The 18,647-nt window shown below is 32.7% G+C and carries 10 protein-coding genes; all 10 read left to right on the top strand.

Going from position 1 to position 18,647, the window contains the following annotated elements:
- Positions 1–6: 6 nt before the first annotated feature.
- The 10 genes from J1D01_RS07480 to J1D01_RS07435 all read left to right on the top strand — a co-directional run bounded on the left by J1D01_RS07480 (position 7) and on the right by J1D01_RS07435 (position 18,633).
- Positions 7–2,292, top strand: a complete 2,286-nt coding sequence (locus tag J1D01_RS07480) for a right-handed parallel beta-helix repeat-containing protein (protein WP_421150379.1) — start codon at positions 7–9, stop codon at positions 2,290–2,292.
- Positions 2,293–2,317: 25 nt separating this feature from the next.
- On the top strand, positions 2,318–3,367 hold the full coding sequence (locus tag J1D01_RS07475) for an alpha/beta hydrolase fold domain-containing protein (protein ID WP_372936976.1): 1,050 nt from the start codon (positions 2,318–2,320) through the stop codon (positions 3,365–3,367).
- 7 nt (positions 3,368–3,374) lie between these two features.
- Positions 3,375–4,229, top strand: a complete 855-nt coding sequence (locus tag J1D01_RS07470; protein WP_421150378.1) for a polysaccharide lyase — start codon at positions 3,375–3,377, stop codon at positions 4,227–4,229.
- Positions 4,230–4,249: 20 nt separating this feature from the next.
- Positions 4,250–5,746: a sialate O-acetylesterase gene (locus tag J1D01_RS07465; RefSeq protein ID WP_421150377.1), complete on the top strand. Its 1,497-nt coding sequence runs from the start codon at positions 4,250–4,252 to the stop codon at positions 5,744–5,746.
- A 41-nt stretch (positions 5,747–5,787) separates the two neighbouring features.
- The gene (locus J1D01_RS07460) at positions 5,788–8,169 is read left to right on the top strand and encodes an alpha-L-rhamnosidase N-terminal domain-containing protein (protein WP_421150376.1); all 2,382 of its coding nucleotides are present in this window, start codon (positions 5,788–5,790) and stop codon (positions 8,167–8,169) included.
- Between the two features lie 42 nt (positions 8,170–8,211).
- Positions 8,212–10,512, top strand: coding sequence for a GH36-type glycosyl hydrolase domain-containing protein (locus tag J1D01_RS07455; RefSeq protein ID WP_421150375.1), 2,301 nt, complete (start codon positions 8,212–8,214; stop codon positions 10,510–10,512).
- A gap of 6 nt (positions 10,513–10,518) precedes the next feature.
- Positions 10,519–12,177 carry an MFS transporter gene (locus J1D01_RS07450; protein ID WP_421150374.1) on the top strand — a complete coding sequence of 553 codons (1,659 nt, stop codon included), beginning with the start codon at positions 10,519–10,521 and terminating at the stop codon, positions 12,175–12,177.
- A 26-nt stretch (positions 12,178–12,203) separates the two neighbouring features.
- Entirely contained in the window at positions 12,204–13,433 is a 1,230-nt protein-coding gene (locus J1D01_RS07445) for a hypothetical protein (RefSeq protein ID WP_421150373.1), read from the top strand.
- 342 nt (positions 13,434–13,775) lie between these two features.
- The gene (locus tag J1D01_RS07440; protein ID WP_421150372.1) at positions 13,776–16,958 is read left to right on the top strand and encodes a SusC/RagA family TonB-linked outer membrane protein; all 3,183 of its coding nucleotides are present in this window, start codon (positions 13,776–13,778) and stop codon (positions 16,956–16,958) included.
- Positions 16,959–16,962: 4 nt separating this feature from the next.
- Entirely contained in the window at positions 16,963–18,633 is a 1,671-nt protein-coding gene (locus J1D01_RS07435; RefSeq protein WP_421150371.1) for a SusD/RagB family nutrient-binding outer membrane lipoprotein, read from the top strand.
- Positions 18,634–18,647 lie beyond the last annotated feature (14 nt).

The raw sequence follows: 18,647 nt of genomic DNA, 5'->3' as shown, positions 1-18,647 counted from the left end.
AAAATAATGAAGTTAAAACTGCTTAATATAATTGTTTTAGCAAGTTGCTTTGTGTTTTATACACAGGCACAAACAACTTATTATTGTGACCCATTAAATGGAAGTAATTTAAATGATGGTTCGCAAGCTAACCCATTTCCCGCATTTGGAGATGTTAATTGGGCCACCGTAGGTTTACAAGATAACGACGTTATTTTTCTATTAGATGGAAATCATGGACAGGGTTATTTAGGAAATTTACAATTTCAAACAAACTTACTTATCAAATCTGTTAATCTACAACAAGCGGTTTTAAATAAAATTCAAATTAATAATTGCAACCACATCACGTTTGAAGATATTAAATTTGATGCTAGTTCACAATCTTTTTCAAAAGAAGAATATATTGTAGTTGGAGATACTAATACAAGTTATATCACTTTAAATAATTGCTTGGTACAATCTGCAGCAGATTCTTCAATCTGGACACAGTCTGATTGGTATGCTAATAGCGCAAGTGGTGTAGAATTTAGAGGAGGCAATATTACTTTAACCAATAATACGTTTTTCAATCTATATCATGCCGTAGAGTTACGAGGTGATAATACTTTAATGCAAAATAACATCATTGAAAATTTTGCAGGCGATGCTATAAGAGGGCTTGGTTCCTACAGTGTTTATGAAAACAATAATATAAAGAATTGCTTTATTGAAGATTATGCCATAAACCATGATGATGCTTTTCAGGTTTATAAATTATCAGGAGATTATATGGTTACCAACGTGGTTTTTAGAAACAATAAAATCATCATTTTTGAGAACCCTTCACAATTTGTATTAGATAATAATTTAATAGGAAACTCTATGCAAGGTATTATTATTACCGATGGTTCTGCAGAGGGTTGGGTAGTTGAAAATAACTTAGTTGTTAATAATCATTACCATGGTATATCTTTATATGGAGCTCAAAATTGCAGAATACAAAACAATACTGTAATTCAAAGCCCACTTTTTACAGATACTGATGAGATTCCAAGAATATACATTGATGACCAAAGTAAATCAGGACAAGCAAGATCAAATTCAAATAATATCATTCGTAATAACATATGTGCACAATACACGCCTTGGACATATGATACCACAACTATTGTAGAAAATAATCTAGATGTTAATCAAAATGATTATGCTAACTATTTTGCATATTTTCTAGATTATCCTAATGGTGATTTTCATTTAAAAGCCTCAAGTCCGGCAGTAGATTTTGGAATCAATACAGACTTATCTTTAACAGATATTGATGGTAATAATAGAGTGTATAATAATGGCACAGTAGATGCTGGTTGTTATGAATTTCAAGGAGATCCAAATGTTGTTCCTACTGATACATATGAGATAACTTCAACAGGAGATGGTATCATTTCAAATACTAGTCAATATACAGGAACTAACCCATGGCTTGCAGGAAATAGTACCGGAACGCCATCTGAACTCACTTTAAAAGTTGGTGGAAGTGCTGCCAATGGCGATGGTGTAACTACAAGCGCTATTTTACCTTTTCAATTACCAGAAAGACCTAGTGGGAATGAAGTGGTTTTGGCAAGTTTAAAAGTAAATGTTCATTATGTAAGAAATTGGATAACTTCAAATATAGATTTATATGGTTTACCATACAGTAGTAGTAATACACTAAATCCCTCAGATCATTATGATGATGTGTATAACACATTAAGAGGTACAGATACTGCAATTCAAGATGATTTTATAACAAGATTAGAAACAGTAGGAACAGCTTACACACCAGATAGAGAAGTTGTAACTTCTAATTTGGGTAATGAAGCATTAATAAATTACATTAATGCACAATACAACGCAGGAGCCACAGAAGGAGATTATATATTTTTACGTTTAAATATTGATGCGCCAATAAATCAAAGTTCTCCAACATCGTTGCCAACTGCTGCAGCTAATTATTATGGAATTAGTGATGAAACTACAGGTGTAAATGCACCTTTATTAACGCTTCAAATAGCTACGTCATTATCAAACCAAGAAAAAGTAATAGATAATAATGATTTGTTAGTTTTTCCAAATCCAACCAATGGCAAAAGTTTAACTATTAAAAGTAGTTTGCTAAGTCAAAATACAAACTTAGAAATTTACTCGGTTAGTGGTACTAAAGTTTTCAATCAAACCTTGGAAGCAAAATCATCTAATCAAATTCAAATAAACGTTAATTTAAGTAAAGGAGTGTATGTTTTAAAGTTATTTAATAATAGAACTTTCCATACTCAAAAATTAGTTGTTAATTGATAAAAGAAATTCTGTTTAGAATACAATGAAGTATATCATATTAATTTTTTTACTTATGTCTTTAATGTCTTGTAAAAAACAGGAAAAAGAAGTAGTTGTTGATGTGCAGGATAAATTCCATATACCTTACACCATTTCGCAAGAAGCACAAAAAGTTTTAAGCGGTTGGACAGTAGAAGGAAGAAATGCAGGAGCACATTTACCAAAAGCTAATGCGCCTATTAAAGCATGGGAAAAAATACAAGAAGATGCTAAAATAGCAGCAGCACAATTTATGCCTAAATTAATAGAAACCTACAAGCCTACTGTAGACACTATTTTTTTAGGAGGAATAAGAGCCATTGATGTAAAACCAAAAAATTATGAAAAATCCAATAAGGTTGTGGTTTACATTCATGGAGGTGGTTTTGTTTTCTATCCTGCCGATGTTACATTGGCATCTAGTATTCCGTTGTCAGATGCTAGTGGGTTAAGAGTTATTAGTATAGATTATACCCTAGCACCCCAAGCTAAATTCAACCAAATCATAGATGAGATTATTAAGGCTTACAAAGCTTTATTAGAAACATATAATGCAGAAAATATTGCTATTTATGGTGATTCTGCAGGAGGTGCCATTGCTGCAAGTGCTGTCTTAAAAATGAGAGATTTGCAAATAGAGATACCAAAAGCACTTGTACTTTGGTCGCCTTGGTCTGATGTAGATGAAATAGGTGATTCCTATTTTACTTTAAAAAACTATGATCCTAATTTGGTTTACAACAATTTTTTAGAGCATTGTGCCGAAGCTTACGCACCAAAAAACGAATGGAAAAACCCCTATGTATCGCCTGTTTATGGAGATTATTCAAAAGCATTTCCGCCTACATTAATTCAAGTAGGTAGTAAAGAAATATTTTTAAGTAATGCTATTAGAATGTATAGAAATCTTAAAGAAAATAATAAAGAAGTAGAACTAGATGTGTATGAAGGTATGTGGCACGTGTGGCAAGGGTATTATGAAGTGCCAGAATCTAAAATAGCTATTAAAAACACAAAGAATTTTATGCTTAAACATTTAGGTATTCACAAATAATAATCTCATGAAAAAAATAATATTATTCATAATATGCATTAATGGGTTTTTGTTAAAAACATGTGCGCAAGAAAATATTAAAAGTACTACAGATAGCACAAACCCTATAACTGAAAATCAAAATATAATATTTGAATTAAATTTTGATACTGCCGAAGAAGGTAATTACACAAAGCAAGATTTAATAAAAGAAGCAGGAGATATACGTTGGTCTTTATTTGGTAATAGAGCACATATTATTAAAGACCCTAAAGAAGAAAAAGGGCCGGTTTTAAAAGTAGATTATCCAAAAGGAACCGTTGGTCCAGAAACCAATGGCGTACAATTTATAAAAAGTTTACCCCCTTCAAACGAATATTATTTAGATTATTATGTGTTCTTTCAAGAAGGATTTGATTTTAAACAAGGCGGAAAGCTACCTGGTTTAACAAGTGGAGGCTCTACATACACAGGAGGAAATCATCCTGATAATGGCGAAGGTTGGAGTGCTCGTTACATGTGGGTTAAAAGAAATGCAGGGGTTGAAGCAATTGTGTATTTCTATTATATAGATATGAATTCAAAATATGGAGAATCTGTAGATAGTCATATTTATTTTGAAACAGGAAAATGGTACCGTTTAACACAACGCATTAAATTAAATGACGATAATTTATCTAATGGACAGATGCAGGTTTGGGTAGATGGTGTAGAGGTTATAAACAAAACCAATATTCGTTATAGACTATGGGAAAAAGGAGATATAGATTCATTTTACTTTTCAACCTTCCACGGAGGAGCTACCGAAGATTGGGCACCACAAAATGATTCGTTTGCTTTATTTGATGCCATAAAAGTAACCAAATTAAAACCTGAATTTTAATAGAAAGCAAGCTTGTACTTATGAAAATTAAGAGTCTCAATTTTATGGTTTTTATTTGTTTATTATGTGTAGCAAGTTATGCACAAAGCAATTTAAAAATAGCTGATGTTTTTTCAAATGGAATGGTTTTACAGCGAAATCATAAAATTCCTGTTTGGGGAATTGCTAGTCCAAACACTGAAATACAAGTAATGTTTAAAGGAATAACAATTGCTACAACTTCAAATGCCAATGGAAATTGGAAAGTTTATTTTGAAGAAGAAAAAGCAGGCGGTCCATTTCAATTAACAGTTTCTTCAAAAAATGAAACTATAAAATTAGATAATATTTTAATAGGCGACGTTTGGTTGGCCTCGGGGCAATCTAACATGCATTTAGATTTAAAACGCACCTTAAACGGTGAAGAAGTAGCCAAAAAAGCCAACAATCCAAACATTAGAATTTATAATATGAAACCAACATATCCTACGGGTAAAGATGGTGTTCATACCTTAAAAGAATTAGAAAAAATTCAAAATAACCAGTATTTTAATACTAAAGGTTGGGTAAACGTTACTCCAGAAAATGTATTATATTTTTCAGCAGTTGCTTATTACTTTGCAGAAAAAATTCAAAAAGAATTAAACATTCCTATAGGTATCATTCACAATGCTGTTCCAGGGTCGCCAATAGAATCGTGGTTATCTAAAAAAGTAATTGATAGTGATGTAACAATTAAAAACTTTATAAAGCAACGTTGGGCAGATAAAGAAGAAGAAAAAGATGCTATGGTTACTACAGCAAAAAAGCAAATTTCTTTAAGTAAAAATAAAGGGCAGAAGCACCCGTGGATGCCAAGTTATAATTATGAAAATGGTATTTTACCAATAAAACAAACACCTATTAAAGGTGTTATTTGGTATCAAGGAGAGTCTAATGCAGAGCATCCTAAACTGTATAAAAATATGTTTAAAAAAATGGTGGCTTTGTGGAGACAAGATTTTAAAAACGCCTTTCCGTTTTATTATGTACAGTTAACAAGTAGAGAAAACAGACCTGCATGGTCAGAATTTAGAAATGCACAAAGAGAATTACTAGATATTGTACCTAACACAAAAATGGTAGTTATTACAGATGTTGGAGACAGACAAGATACCCATGCCAAAAATAAACAACCAGTTGGTGAGCGGTTAGCACTATTAGCTCTGGGAGATACCTATAAAATTATTAATAATTATGAAAGCCCTTTGTTTGATAATATATCAATTACAAAAGATTCTTGTTTTATCCATTTTAAGGGGCATTTTAATAGTTTAAATCAAACATCAAAAGAAATTATTGGGCTTGAAATTAGTAATGATAATTCAACTTTTGAAAAGCTAATACCTAAGATTCTAAAAAAAACAGTATCGTTTAAAATACCAAAGCATTACAAAAAAACTATTTATGTTCGGTACGCTTGGAAACCCTATACCGAAGCAAATTTAGTGTCTAATTTAGGGTTGCCAGTTTCAACCTTTAAAGTAGAAATAAAGTAATTACTGTTAATAGTCTATTATTTTTAGAATAAAGTTAAAAAATGATTACACCAGAAACAAAAGTTACCAAAAACCATGCAGGGAAAGATTTTCAAATGCTTAAACATGCGTGGAAAGCACAGTGGATAACACACCCAACAGAATCTACTCAAGATTTTGGAGTTTTTCTATTTAGGCTAGAGTTTAATATTGAAGAAAAAGTAGAGAATTTTAATGTTTTTGTTTCTGCAGATAATCGTTACAGACTTTTTGTTAATGGTAAGAGTGTGTGTTTTGGACCATCGGTTGGCGATTTAACACATCAACGTTATGAAACAGTTGATATTTCAGCAAATCTTAAAAAAGGAAAAAATGTATTAGCAGCAGAGGTTGTTAACTTTGGCGAATATAAAAATGTATCACAACAATCTTTTCAAACAGCATTTATATTACAAGGAGAAGGAAAACTAGGTCTAGATATTAATACAGGGAGTGCAGATTGGAAAGTGATTAAAAATCATGCTTTCACACCTGTAAATTTTACAAGCGAAATGCTTAATGCCTATTATGCAGCAGGACCATGTGATAGAATGGATGCTTCACAATATCCTTGGGGTTGGAAAGATATAGTCTATAACAGTGCTCATTGGTTAAAGCCTAAAAGTGCTGCCACCGAATTTGCAGTTGGGAGAGGGTTTCTCTATGGAGGCGCTTGGTTTCTTGTACCTAGAACCATTCCTTTTATGGAAGAAACAAAAGAGCCATTTACAAAAATAGCCCGTACAAACGGAACCAATATACATGATGGCTTTTTAAAAGGAACAAAAGCCTTAACAATTTCTAGCCACTCAAAAGTTAAGATTTTAATAGATCAAACCTACCATACAACAGGATTTCCAGAGTTAACTTTTAGTAAGGGTAAATGTAGCAAGATAAAAATAATCTATGCTGAAGCCTTAGAAAAAAAGGTAGCTCCTAATGAAAATGTATCTGATGGTAATTTAATGCTTATTGATTTAAAAGGAAACCGTAATGAAATAGAAGGTAAGTCTATCTTTGGATATTATGATATTGTTTTACCAGATGGTGGCAATAATCGTTTTTTTAAACCACTGTCAAGAAGAACCTATAGATTTATAGAGCTTGAAATAGAAACAAAACAAGAGGCTTTAATTCTTGAAAACTATTACGGTGTTTATACAGGATATCCTTTTGTGCAAAAAGCAAAATTTAGTACAGAAGACCCGCTTCTTGAAAAAATATGGGATACCGCTTGGAGAACGTTACGTAACTCTGCCGAAGAAATGTTTATAGACCCATACTATGAACAATTACAGTACATAGGAGATACAAAAATAGAATCATTAGTTTCAATCTACGTTTCTGGTGATGATAGATTAATGCGAAAAACACTTCAGCAATTTGATGATTCGCGAACACCTGAGGGGCTTACACAAAGTCGTTACCCATCTAATATTGTTCAAATCATACCGCCATATTCATTAATATGGATAGATATGATTTACGATTACTTTATGTATCGAAATGATCCAGAATTTTTACGGCAATTTATTCCAGGAATGAAATCGGTTATAGATTGGTTTGCTTTAAAAGTAGATGACACAGGAATGCTAACTAATTTGGCTTGGTGGAATTTTACTGATTGGACTATCGATTTTCCAAACGGAATACCACCAGGAGCAGACAATGGTTATTCAGCAAATATAGCGTTGCAGTTTGTTAAATCTTTAGAGCATGCCAAAGCGGTGTTTGATTTCTTTGAACTAGAGAACGAAGCAAAAACTTACGGAGCTTTATCTAATAAAATTAAAACTTCGGTAATGAATTTGTGCTTTGATGAAGCACGTGGGCTTATTGCAGAAACTCCAGACAAATCTATGTTCTCACAGCATACCAACATCTTTGGTATTTTATCTAATACGTTTAAAAAAGAACATCAAAAGGATGTTATGCAAAAACTATTAGCAGATGATACACTTTTTCAATCAACAATATATTTTAAATTTTATCTGTTTAGGGCATTGCAAAAAGCAGGTTTAGGAGATCAATATCTCCGTTTATTAAAACCTTGGCAAACCATGATTGAAAATGGTATGACAACTTTTGGAGAAACAGATATTAATCCGCGCTCAGAGTGTCATGCGTGGAGTGCTAGTCCTTGTTTTGATTTTCTACACATAGTAGCAGGTATTTACCCAGCAGAACATTCATTTAAGTCTGTAGTTATTGCTCCTAATTTAGGAGATTTAGAGAAGCTTGATGTTGAGTTTCCACATCCACAAGGTATTATTAAGGTGAGTTACAGAAAACATAATAAAAAATTAAACGCTCAGGTTTCAATGCCTAACGGCGTTCAAGGAATGTTTAAATGGCAAGGTAAATCGGTAGAACTTGTAGCAGGAAAACAAATTATTTCATTGTAAATAAAAACATCTTTTTCTGATTAGAAATAAAAAATACAATATATGAAGTACGGTAGTTTTATAAATAATGGATTTGAGTATAAAATAACAAATCCACAACCCCCTAGAGATTGGTTTAACATGTTATGGAATCCAACCTATTTAGCTAGTGTAGGACAAAATCTTAATGGTTTTTCATTATATCAAAACGAGCATGGTGTTTTAACCAATCTTTTTGGAAAACAAGATGATAGAACTGCACCTAGAAAGATATATATAAGAGATAATGAAACTAAAGAGGTTTGGTCTGCTACGTTAAGTGCTTATAACCAAACCTTAGATGAATACAGTTGTACACATGGTTTGGGGTATACTACCTTAGAGAGTAAACAAAATGGCATTAAAATTATATTCAAAATATTTGTTCCTCGTAAAGAAGCAGGAGAAATCTGGTCTGTTACGGTTGTAAATGAATCTGGTAGAAAACGAGATATATCAGTATTTAGTGTAGCTAAAGTTATTTTAGATGGTGTTAATTTAACCTATGGTTACAATTCTGCAGTTGATGGCTATCATGATAAAGAAAAACAACGCCTGTTTTTCAGAAATAGATCAGTAAGTGTTATGACAGAAAAATACCGAGCCTTTACCTATACCGATGTGCCTTATAACCATTTTGATATCAGTAAAGAAGTTTTCTTAGGGTATAATTCTAATTTTGATTTACCTCAGAGCGTTGTAAACGGACAGTTAAATGATAGTGATGCCTCTACAGAATTTATGGTATCTGCATTACAGCATAATTTGAGTTTAAATGAAGGAGAAGAACAACGCATCAATTTTGTAATGGGAATTGTGTTTGATGAAGCCGAAGCCGATGAGTTTACTGCGCTTTACGCCAATAGTACCTTAATTGATAGCGAGTTTGAAAGCATAAAAAAAGAAAATATAGCAAGATTAGGGCTCACAGAAATCAATACACCAGATGCCAATTTTAGTAATTTGTTTAATGTTTGGATGAAACATCAGCTATACCTTATGGCAGATTGGGCTAGGTTTTATTTTAAAGGATATAGAGATACGCTTCAAGATGCCGCTGGTATTGCTATAATAAATCCAGACAGATCCTTAACTATGTTAGAAAAAGCACTCCAAAACCAAAAAAATAATGGGTTTTGTCCAAGAGCTTTCAGAGTATCTTCAATGGAGGTTGCTGCAGCCGATAAGCATTATTCAGACTCACCAAGTTGGATAAGTCATGCTACCTATTCATTACTTCGTGAAACGGGAGATCTTTCTATACTTGATAGGGTTGTTAATTATTCAGATAGTGGAGAAGGTACCATTTGGGAGCATAATTTAAGAGCATTAGACTTTCTTTGGAATGACAGAGGAGAACATGGTTTAGCACTTATTAGACATGGCGACTGGAATGATTTAATGGACCAAGTTGGAGCCAAAGGAAAAGGCGAAGGCATATGGATGAGTATGGCATTAGCAAGAGCGCTTAAAGTTGTAGAAGAAATAGCTAATTGGAAGGGCGATAAGAAAATAGAAGCCCAATGTGCAGCACGATATCATGAAATTAAAAACAATATTTTAAAACATGGTTGGGATGAAGACCATTTTATTTACGCATACACAGATGCAGGTAATAAAGTTGGAAATAATGCTTCAAAAGAAGGGCAAGTTTTTATAAATCCACAATCATGGGCGGTACTAGCAGGTGTTATTAATGCCGAAACGTATGAAGATATTATGAAGAAAGTAGAGCCTATGGTAGATACTCCTGTTGGGCCTGTTCATAATTGGCCACCTTATACAAAATACAATAAAGATATTGGTTCAATTACAGGAATACCACAAGGAAATTTCACTAACGGAAACGTGTATTGTCATGCAGCATCTTTTAAAATTGCAGCAGATTATGCAGCAGGAAGAAACGATAAAGCGTTTACAACGTTTAAAAATATTTTGCCTTCAGAAGAAAAATCAGAGCCTTATGCACAACCCAACGCTTATGTGGGGCCTTCGGCCTTACGTAAAGAACGAAATGTATCTGATGACCCTTGGCGTACTGGTACCGTTGCTTGGAATATGCTAAACTGTTTTGATAACCTTTTAGGGTTTAATAGAACGTTTAAAGGTGTTGAAATTAATCCGCAGATACCTTCGCATTGGAATGAATTGTCATATAAAAGAGTGTTTAGAGGCACATTATTTAAAATCAATATCAAAAGAGGTAATTCACAAAAAATGGTTGTTGATGGTGTAGAACAACCCAACACCTTTATAGAAGTGCCCGTTAGTGGCTTAGACAATAAAGAAATAATAATTGATTTTCAATTAGAAACCCAAAACTAAAATCACATGCATTTAGAAAAACAAAATATCGAGTTTGAAGAAAACATCTCTATAAAAGAGAAAATTGGTTTTAGTCTTGGTGATACCGCTTCAAATTTGGTATGGCAAACATTAATGATTTTTCAGTTGTATTTCTATACCGATGTTTTTGGTTTGCCTGCAGCTGTGGTAGGAACTATGTTTTTAATTACAAAAATTTGGGATTCAATAAACGACCCTATTATGGGGGTTATGGCAGACCGTACAAATACTAAGTGGGGTAAATTCCGTCCGTATATTTTGTGGCTAGCCTTACCTTTTGCATTGTTTGGGGTATTAACCTTTACTACGCCAGATTTTAGTTTAACGGGTAAAATCATATATGCTTATGTATCATATACGCTTATGATGATGGTGTATACTGCAATTAATATCCCTTATTCTGCACTTATGGGAGTCATTTCAGCAAGCCCATCACAGCGTGCTAGTTTTTCACAATACAGGTTTATGTTTGCGTTTTCTGGTGGGTTAATAGTTCAAGCTTTAACACTTCCATTAGTAAATACTATTGGAGCAGATAACACCAATGTAATTTCAGCAGAAATAAATAATAGTAAGATTGTAATTACTGAAAATGGTATAGGAGCTTCAAAATTAGTTTTAAATGCAGATATAGGAGAAGATAAACCGCTAACAAAAAATGTTACCGTAACTGTTTATAGAGAAGCATTAAAAGACGAAATAGATACAGCTACTGATATTTTATATCTACAAGAAGGTTTTGGTACTTATACTTTAAACCCTTCAGAGTATTTTGATGTTGATATTTCTTCAGAAAAATTAACAATAGATATTGTTAACGAAGCTAAAGGATTTCAAGGCACTATGGTTGTTTTTGGAATTATGGCAATAATTATGTTTCTAATTACTTTTTATACAACAAAAGAGCGGGTTTCTCCACCTAAAGAACAAAAAACAAATATTAAAAATGATTTTAAAGACCTGTTAAGTAATGGTCCTTGGTTATTACTATTGGTTGTTGGGGTTATCAGTTTAGCTTATGTTGCCATTCGTTATGGGTCAGTAATGTATTATTTTAAGTATTTTATTGGAGATGAATCACTAGTAAGCGCATTCTTAGTTTCAGGAACTATAGTAACCATTATAGCTATTTCATTTACAGAAAAGCTATGTGATAAGTTTGGAAAAAAACAAGTATTTATTGTATCTCAACTTTTAGCAGGCATTTTTACGGCCTTATTTTTCTTTGTAGACAAAACTAATATTACCATGTTATTTGCTCTTAATATCATTGTTAGTTTAGCTTCAGGACCACCAGCACCAATTTTATTTGCTATGTATACAGATACAGCAAGCTACTCTGAATGGCAGAATAACAGACGTGCTACGGGATTAATTATGTCGGCTTCCACAATGGCACAAAAATTTGGCTTTACTATTGGAGCTGCTCTTGCTGGTTGGTTATTAGCTTATTATGGCTTTAAGGCTAATACTACCCAAACTTCAGAATCTGTTACAGGTATTATTTTAATGGTTAGTTTAATTCCTGCTGCGGGTAGTTTTCTTGTGGCAGGTGTAATGAGTTTTTATAAGCTAGATAATGACACAATGGATGAGATAGAAGGCGAATTAAAAATAAGGAGAGAAGAAGAACTATCAGAATAAAAAGCGTTCAAATAAAATAAATAAACATGACATCAATAATAAAATTTACCACAATTTATATATCAATATTAGTATTATTATCATGTAAAAAAAACGTTGAGGTTGCAGAAAATAAAGAAGAAACAAAACAAGAGCTTATAAATAGAGTTTTTACTTTGGCTGCTTACCAATATGATTTTTTAATAAAAAAAATAGATACACTATCGCCTTTACTACAACCCAGAAGTTTAAATAAAGATGGTTCGTTAAGAATGGCTTACAAAGAAGATTGGACCAGCGGATTTTTTCCGGGGTCGCTTTGGTATTTGTATGAACATACAAAAAATGAAAAGTGGAAAATTGAAGCAGAAAAATTTACTAAAGCTTTAGATTCTGCTCAATTTGTAAAGTGGAATCATGATGTTGGTTTTATGATTCAAAATTCGTTTGGTCAAGGGTACAGACTAACAGAAAATGAAGCTTATAAACAAGCAGTAATAGATGCTGCCAAATCTTTAAGTACCCGTTATCGTCCGGTTGCAAAAATCATCCAGTCTTGGGATACTAATGCGCCTTGGATTCAAGGAAAGGGCTTAGATATGCCTGTAATTATAGATAATATGATGAATTTAAATTTGTTATACCAAGCAACTAAACATACTTCAGATTCTACATTTTACAACATAGCAACAACGCATGCTACTACAACCATAAAAAATCAATACAGAGATGATTATAGCTGTTATCATATTGTAGATTATGATCATGTAACAGGAAAGGTTAGAAAAAAAGTAAATTTTCAAGGTTTTGCCGATGAATCATCATGGGCAAGAGGGCAAGCATGGGGGTTGTATGGTTATATTGAAGCCTATTCGCATACAGGTAATATTATGTTTTTAGAACAAGCCAAACACATTTCTAATTTTATAATGAATAACCCTAAAATACCTAAAGACAATATACCATATTGGGATTATGATGCACAAGATACTAAGCCAATACCTAGAGATGCATCGGCAGCAGCCATAGTAGCATCTGCCTTAATTGAATTACAAAAGTATGATGTAGAAAATAAAACATCATATTTAAACTATATCGAAACTATTTTAAGAAACCTTTCTTCTGAAGAATATCTTGCCGAAATTAGAAAAAATGGCGGGTTTATTTTAAAGCATTCTGTTGGTAATTTTCATGAAAATAATGAAACAGACGCTCCACTTAACTATGCAGATTATTATTTTTTAGAAGCGTTGATAAAGTGGGGTAAAATTAAATAAACCAAACTTATTTAAGGGTTTTAGCTATAATAGCAGACATTACAAATAAATCATATAAATGTTTAGGTCATATAAATACATGTTTAAAAATAATAATATAATAATAAGAAGTTGTTTATTTTATTAATATGCAAATTTGTACTATCTGTTTAAACCTTTGTAAGTTTTGTCTTTTCTTAGGTATCATGGGGCTTGTAACATTAATTCAGGCCTTATTTTATTTATATTTGAATACAACTATAAACTAAAATTCAATATTAAACTATTACCTTTTTTTAGAGCACTAAACGGTCTCTTACTTAGTCTCTATAATTAACGTATACATTAAAATTCAATAATTTTATGAGAATTAAACAATTTAGATTAGTAGTATTTCTCTGTTCATTTTTAGGAACATTTTTAAATCTACAAGCTCAAGAAGTTCAAATAACAGGTGTTGTAACCTCGGCTGAAGATGATCAACCAATTCCTGGTGTTACAATCATTGTTTTAGGAACTAATAATGGAACAGCCACTGATTTTGATGGTAATTATTCTTTATCAGCAAATACAGGAGATGTAATTCAATACAGTTATATTGGTTATACAAAACAAACAGTAATAGTAGGGGCTAATACTAATTACAACATTAAGTTAGTAGAATCTGTAGAAGCTCTTGATGAAATAGTGGTAACAGCCTTAGGTATTTCGCGTGAAGAACAATCTTTAGGGTATGCTATTTCAAAAGTAGACGGTGAGGGGCTAGCAGAAATTAAAAGCATTAATGCCGTTAACGCTTTATCTGGTAAAGTGGCAGGGGTTGATATTGCACAACCAAATACAGGAGCAGGTGGTTCATCAAAAGTTATTATTCGTGGTAACACTAAATTTAACGGAACCAATCAACCTTTGTACGTTATTGATGGTGTGCCAATGGATAATAATACCATGGGACAAGCAGGTCAATATGGCGGGCAAGATTTAGGAGATGGTATCTCATCTATAAACCCAGACGATATAGAGACCATGTCTGTTTTAAAAGGTCCAGCAGCAGCAGCTTTATATGGTTCAAGAGGTGGTAATGGAGTTATACTTATTACAACAAAGTCATTTAAAGAGGACTCAAAATCAAAATTCAATGTAGACTTTACAACCAACTTAACATTTGATCAAGTTGTTGGAGAATATGACGATGTTCAGCATATTTATGGTCAAGGTATAGGAACACCACCAAAAGATATTGGAGACGCTACAGGTATGTGGAGCTGGGGAGGTAAAATGGATCCAGATTTACAATTTATTTCTTTTGATGGTCAAATAAGAGACTACGGACTTAAAAAAAATCATATCAAATCCTTTTTTAGAACAGGCTACACAGCACAAAATACTATTGCGTTATCTGGTGGTAACCAAGCTGCTAACTTTAGATTTTCTGTTTCAGATGTAAATACAGAAGATATTGTACCAAATAGTGGCCTGCACAGAAATAATTTTTCCTTAAGAGGTACCATGAAAATGTGGGATAAATTAAGCGTTGATGCTAAAGTAAATTACACTTTTGAAGATGTAGATAACAGACCATATTTAGGATATTCTGGAGCAAACACTGCCTTAGCCCTTTTAGGTTTACCGGGTAATATTGATCAGGAATGGTTAAAAGAAAGTGTTGTTGATGAAAATGGCGATTATGTGTTTTGGAATTCATCAACCCGTATCATCAACCCTTATTTTTCATTATATCATATGAAAAATGAATCTAAAAAGAATAGGATGCTAGGTTATGCATCTTTAACTTATGAATTTAACGACTGGTTAAATTTTAAATTCAAATCTGGGGTAGATACATTTACTTATGATTATTATAATTTTTCTCCTCTAACAACGCCTTTGGCAGAATGGGGTGAAATGAGCAAAATAGATTCTAAAACCCTAGAGTCTAACACCGAGTTTTTATTATCTGCTAATAAAGAATTAAATGACAATTGGACTATTGGGGGAAGCCTAGGAGGAAACTTAATGAGTTTTGAAAACGAAACAACAACCATACTTGGTAAAAATCAAGGAGCAGCAGGCGTTATATCTATTAATAATTATAATGAATTTGTAATAGATAGAGACAATCCTAAAAAGCAAGTAAGGTCTTTATACGGTTTTGCAAACGTTGGATTTAAAGATTATTTATTTGTTGATATAACAGGAAGACAAGATTGGTCATCAACCTTAAAAAAAGGAAATAATGGTTATTTCTATCCATCTTTTACAGGGGCATTTGTAGCCACAAAAGCCATTGAAAAATTAAAAGGAAAAGTTCTTAGTTATGCTAAATTAAGAGCATCTTATGCCGAAGTAGGAGGAGACACAGACCCATATGCATATAACACCTTTTTTGATTATCCTTATTCTTCAAATGGCACCAACTTTTCAACAGTTAATGATATTACTTATTACACAGATATAAACCCATCAAGAACAAAGGGGTATGAGTTTGGTTTAGACGCAAAACTACTTAATTGGCGTGTGGGTTTAGATGTTACATATTATAATCAAACCACTTATGATGAAATTATGAATATCCCAATTTCTAATTCAAACGGATTTGAATCAGCTAGTATCAATGCTGGAGAAATTAATAATAAGGGGTGGGAAGTTATGTTAAACATAGTGCCAATAAAATCTGAAAATGCCAGATGGGACTTAACATTCAATTTTGCTAACAATGAAAATAAGATTGTAAAGCTGCATGAAGATGCAAAAACACAAACAATAGCCAGAGCAGATTGGATAAGTTCTTTAATAACTGCAGAAGAAGGAGGTTCTTATGGAGATATTGTAGGCTATGATTTTAAACGTACAAGCGATGGTATACCAATAATAGGATCAAACGGCCTTCCTTTAAGATCAGATGAACAAATTACTTTAGGTAATGGCCAATATAAGTTTACAGGAGGTATCACCAATACCATACAATATAAAGGGTTTAAATTAAGAGCTCTAATTCAAGTTAAATCTGGTGCCGATATTTTATCTATGACCAACCAGAAACTATATCAACAAGGTGCTCATATAGGAACTGTTGAAGGTAGAGATGATTGGGCACAATCTGAAGCTGCCAGAGAAGATGCTGGAGTATTATCAAGTGATTGGGTAGCAACAGGTGGTTACCTAGCTTATGGTGTTATTGAAGATGGTGTTGATACTGAAGGCAATACAGTTTACAGACAAAATGATATTTATGTAGACCCAAGAGATTATTGGGGTAATATAGCCAATGCACATATAACTAAACCATTTGTTTATGATGCTTCATATGTTAAACTAAGAGAAATGTCTTTATCTTATACCTTAGGTCCTGAAGCCTTAAAGAAATTTAAATTTGTTAAAGGCTTAACAGTATCTGTTATTGGTAGAAATTTATGGCTAATACATTCAAATGTTCCTAATATCGATCCAGAATCTACGTATAGTATTAGTAACGGACAGGGTTATGAGTATGGCTCATTACCACAAAGAAAAAGTTATGGGTTTAACTTAACTGCAAAATTTTAAAAAGATGAAAACAAGACTATATACTTTAATAACGTTGGTATGTTTCATTACAATAATTACGAGTTGTGATGATTTTAATGACATAAATGTAGATCCAACTACCTCAACAACAGCCAACCCTAAAACCTTAATATCTAAAGTACAAACTAGTTATTCAGGAGACAGAGAAACACAATGGCGTTCTTTAGCAGCTTATCATATGTCTATCACCCAAATGATATCAGATGGGTGGACGGTTTCACATGGGCAAGCATATAAACTAGATATTAGTTATATGGAATATATGTGGAAAAGTTCATACAGAGAAATCAATGATTTAATTCTGGCCATTCAAGAAGCCGAAACAAATCCCGATTTAGTAAATTACGAAGCCGTTGCAAGAATTTTAAAAGTGATGATTTTTGCTCAACTTACAGATTCTTACGGCGATTTACCATATTTTGAAGCAGGAGCCCAAGCAGAAGCAGACAATTTACACCCTGCCTATGATAATCAAGAAGATATTTATAATGATTTCTTTATTGAATTAAAAGAAGCCGCAGATCAATTAGATAGTTCTAAAAGTTTAGAAGGCGATTTAATCTTTAATGGCGATGTAGATAAATGGAAAAAATTTGCAAACTCATTGCGCTTAAGATATGCCATGAGGTTAGTAAATGTTAATATAGGAAAAGCCGAAGAAGAAGCTAAATTAGCTATTGCAGATGGTGTTATGGAAAGTGTTGATGATACAGCAGCTGTAGAACATGGCGATTATAATGTGAGCACCAGTGGAGCAACTGAAATTAGAGGAAACGGTTTCTCTCAAGTTCAAAACTTTTCAGAAGAAATTATAGTAGCTTGTGATACCTACATATCTTACATGAGAGAAAATAATGATCCAAGAATGCTCATGATGTTTGGTATGTATGCGGCGTATCAAGAAGATGCAACATCTAGATACAACTCAAAATCAACAACAGAAACTAGTGTAGAAATAACCCAAGAGTATTTAGCAAAATACGGTATTTTAGAAGGCTATGCACCTGGATATTTTTTATGGGAAGCACCAGAAAATGCACCTGCAGATATTTGGTCACCACGCTATGTAGAAAAAGATGGTAAAACAGTGCAAATTGATAAATTCTTTAAATCACTTCAAATTAGAAGAAATTTAACCCGTATAGATTTGCCATCAATATATCAATCGTATTCAGAAGTAGAACTTTGGTTAGCAGAAGCTGTAGAAAGAGGTTGGACTAGTTTTGGTGGCGATGCTAAAACCCACTATAAAAATGCCATATTTGCTAATATTGATGAGTTAACAAACATATTGGGTGCAGAACCTAACTTAGAGTTAAATGCAGATGATTACGCAGAAAATTTATGGGCAAATACCCCAGATAAAATGGAAGCCATAAACATGCAACATTATATGAATAACTTTTATAATGGTATAGAAGGGTTTGCTAACTGGAGACGATCTGGGTATCCTAAATTAAAACCTACAACAGATAATGCTTATACAGATCAAACATTAAACGGATTAATACCAAGAAGGCTACCCTACCCTAACACAGAAATGAATTTTAATAGAGAAAATTTAGAAGCACATTTATATGATGGTGTTAACTTTTGGGGAGCACCCGTTTGGTGGGATGGTAGTTTTAATAGAGGTGTAGATTTATCAGATTAATAAAAAAGAAAATT

It is taken from the genome of Seonamhaeicola sp. NFXS20 (assembly GCF_049132085.1).
Lineage (GTDB): Bacteria > Bacteroidota > Bacteroidia > Flavobacteriales > Flavobacteriaceae > Seonamhaeicola.
This window is presented reverse-complemented; position numbering and strand designations above follow the sequence as displayed.

What these genes read in the sequence shown, in the direction of transcription:
- J1D01_RS07480 (WP_421150379.1), top strand. Translation starts at nt 7, where the DNA reads ATGAAGTTAAAACTGCTTAATATAATTGTTTTAGCAAGTTGCTTTGTG.
- J1D01_RS07475 (WP_372936976.1), top strand. Translation starts at nt 2,318, where the DNA reads ATGAAGTATATCATATTAATTTTTTTACTTATGTCTTTAATGTCTTGT.
- J1D01_RS07470 (WP_421150378.1), top strand. Translation starts at nt 3,375, where the DNA reads ATGAAAAAAATAATATTATTCATAATATGCATTAATGGGTTTTTGTTA.
- J1D01_RS07465 (WP_421150377.1), top strand. Translation starts at nt 4,250, where the DNA reads ATGAAAATTAAGAGTCTCAATTTTATGGTTTTTATTTGTTTATTATGT.
- J1D01_RS07460 (WP_421150376.1), top strand. Translation starts at nt 5,788, where the DNA reads ATGATTACACCAGAAACAAAAGTTACCAAAAACCATGCAGGGAAAGAT.
- J1D01_RS07455 (WP_421150375.1), top strand. Translation starts at nt 8,212, where the DNA reads ATGAAGTACGGTAGTTTTATAAATAATGGATTTGAGTATAAAATAACA.
- J1D01_RS07450 (WP_421150374.1), top strand. Translation starts at nt 10,519, where the DNA reads ATGCATTTAGAAAAACAAAATATCGAGTTTGAAGAAAACATCTCTATA.
- J1D01_RS07445 (WP_421150373.1), top strand. Translation starts at nt 12,204, where the DNA reads ATGACATCAATAATAAAATTTACCACAATTTATATATCAATATTAGTA.
- J1D01_RS07440 (WP_421150372.1), top strand. Translation starts at nt 13,776, where the DNA reads ATGAGAATTAAACAATTTAGATTAGTAGTATTTCTCTGTTCATTTTTA.
- J1D01_RS07435 (WP_421150371.1), top strand. Translation starts at nt 16,963, where the DNA reads ATGAAAACAAGACTATATACTTTAATAACGTTGGTATGTTTCATTACA.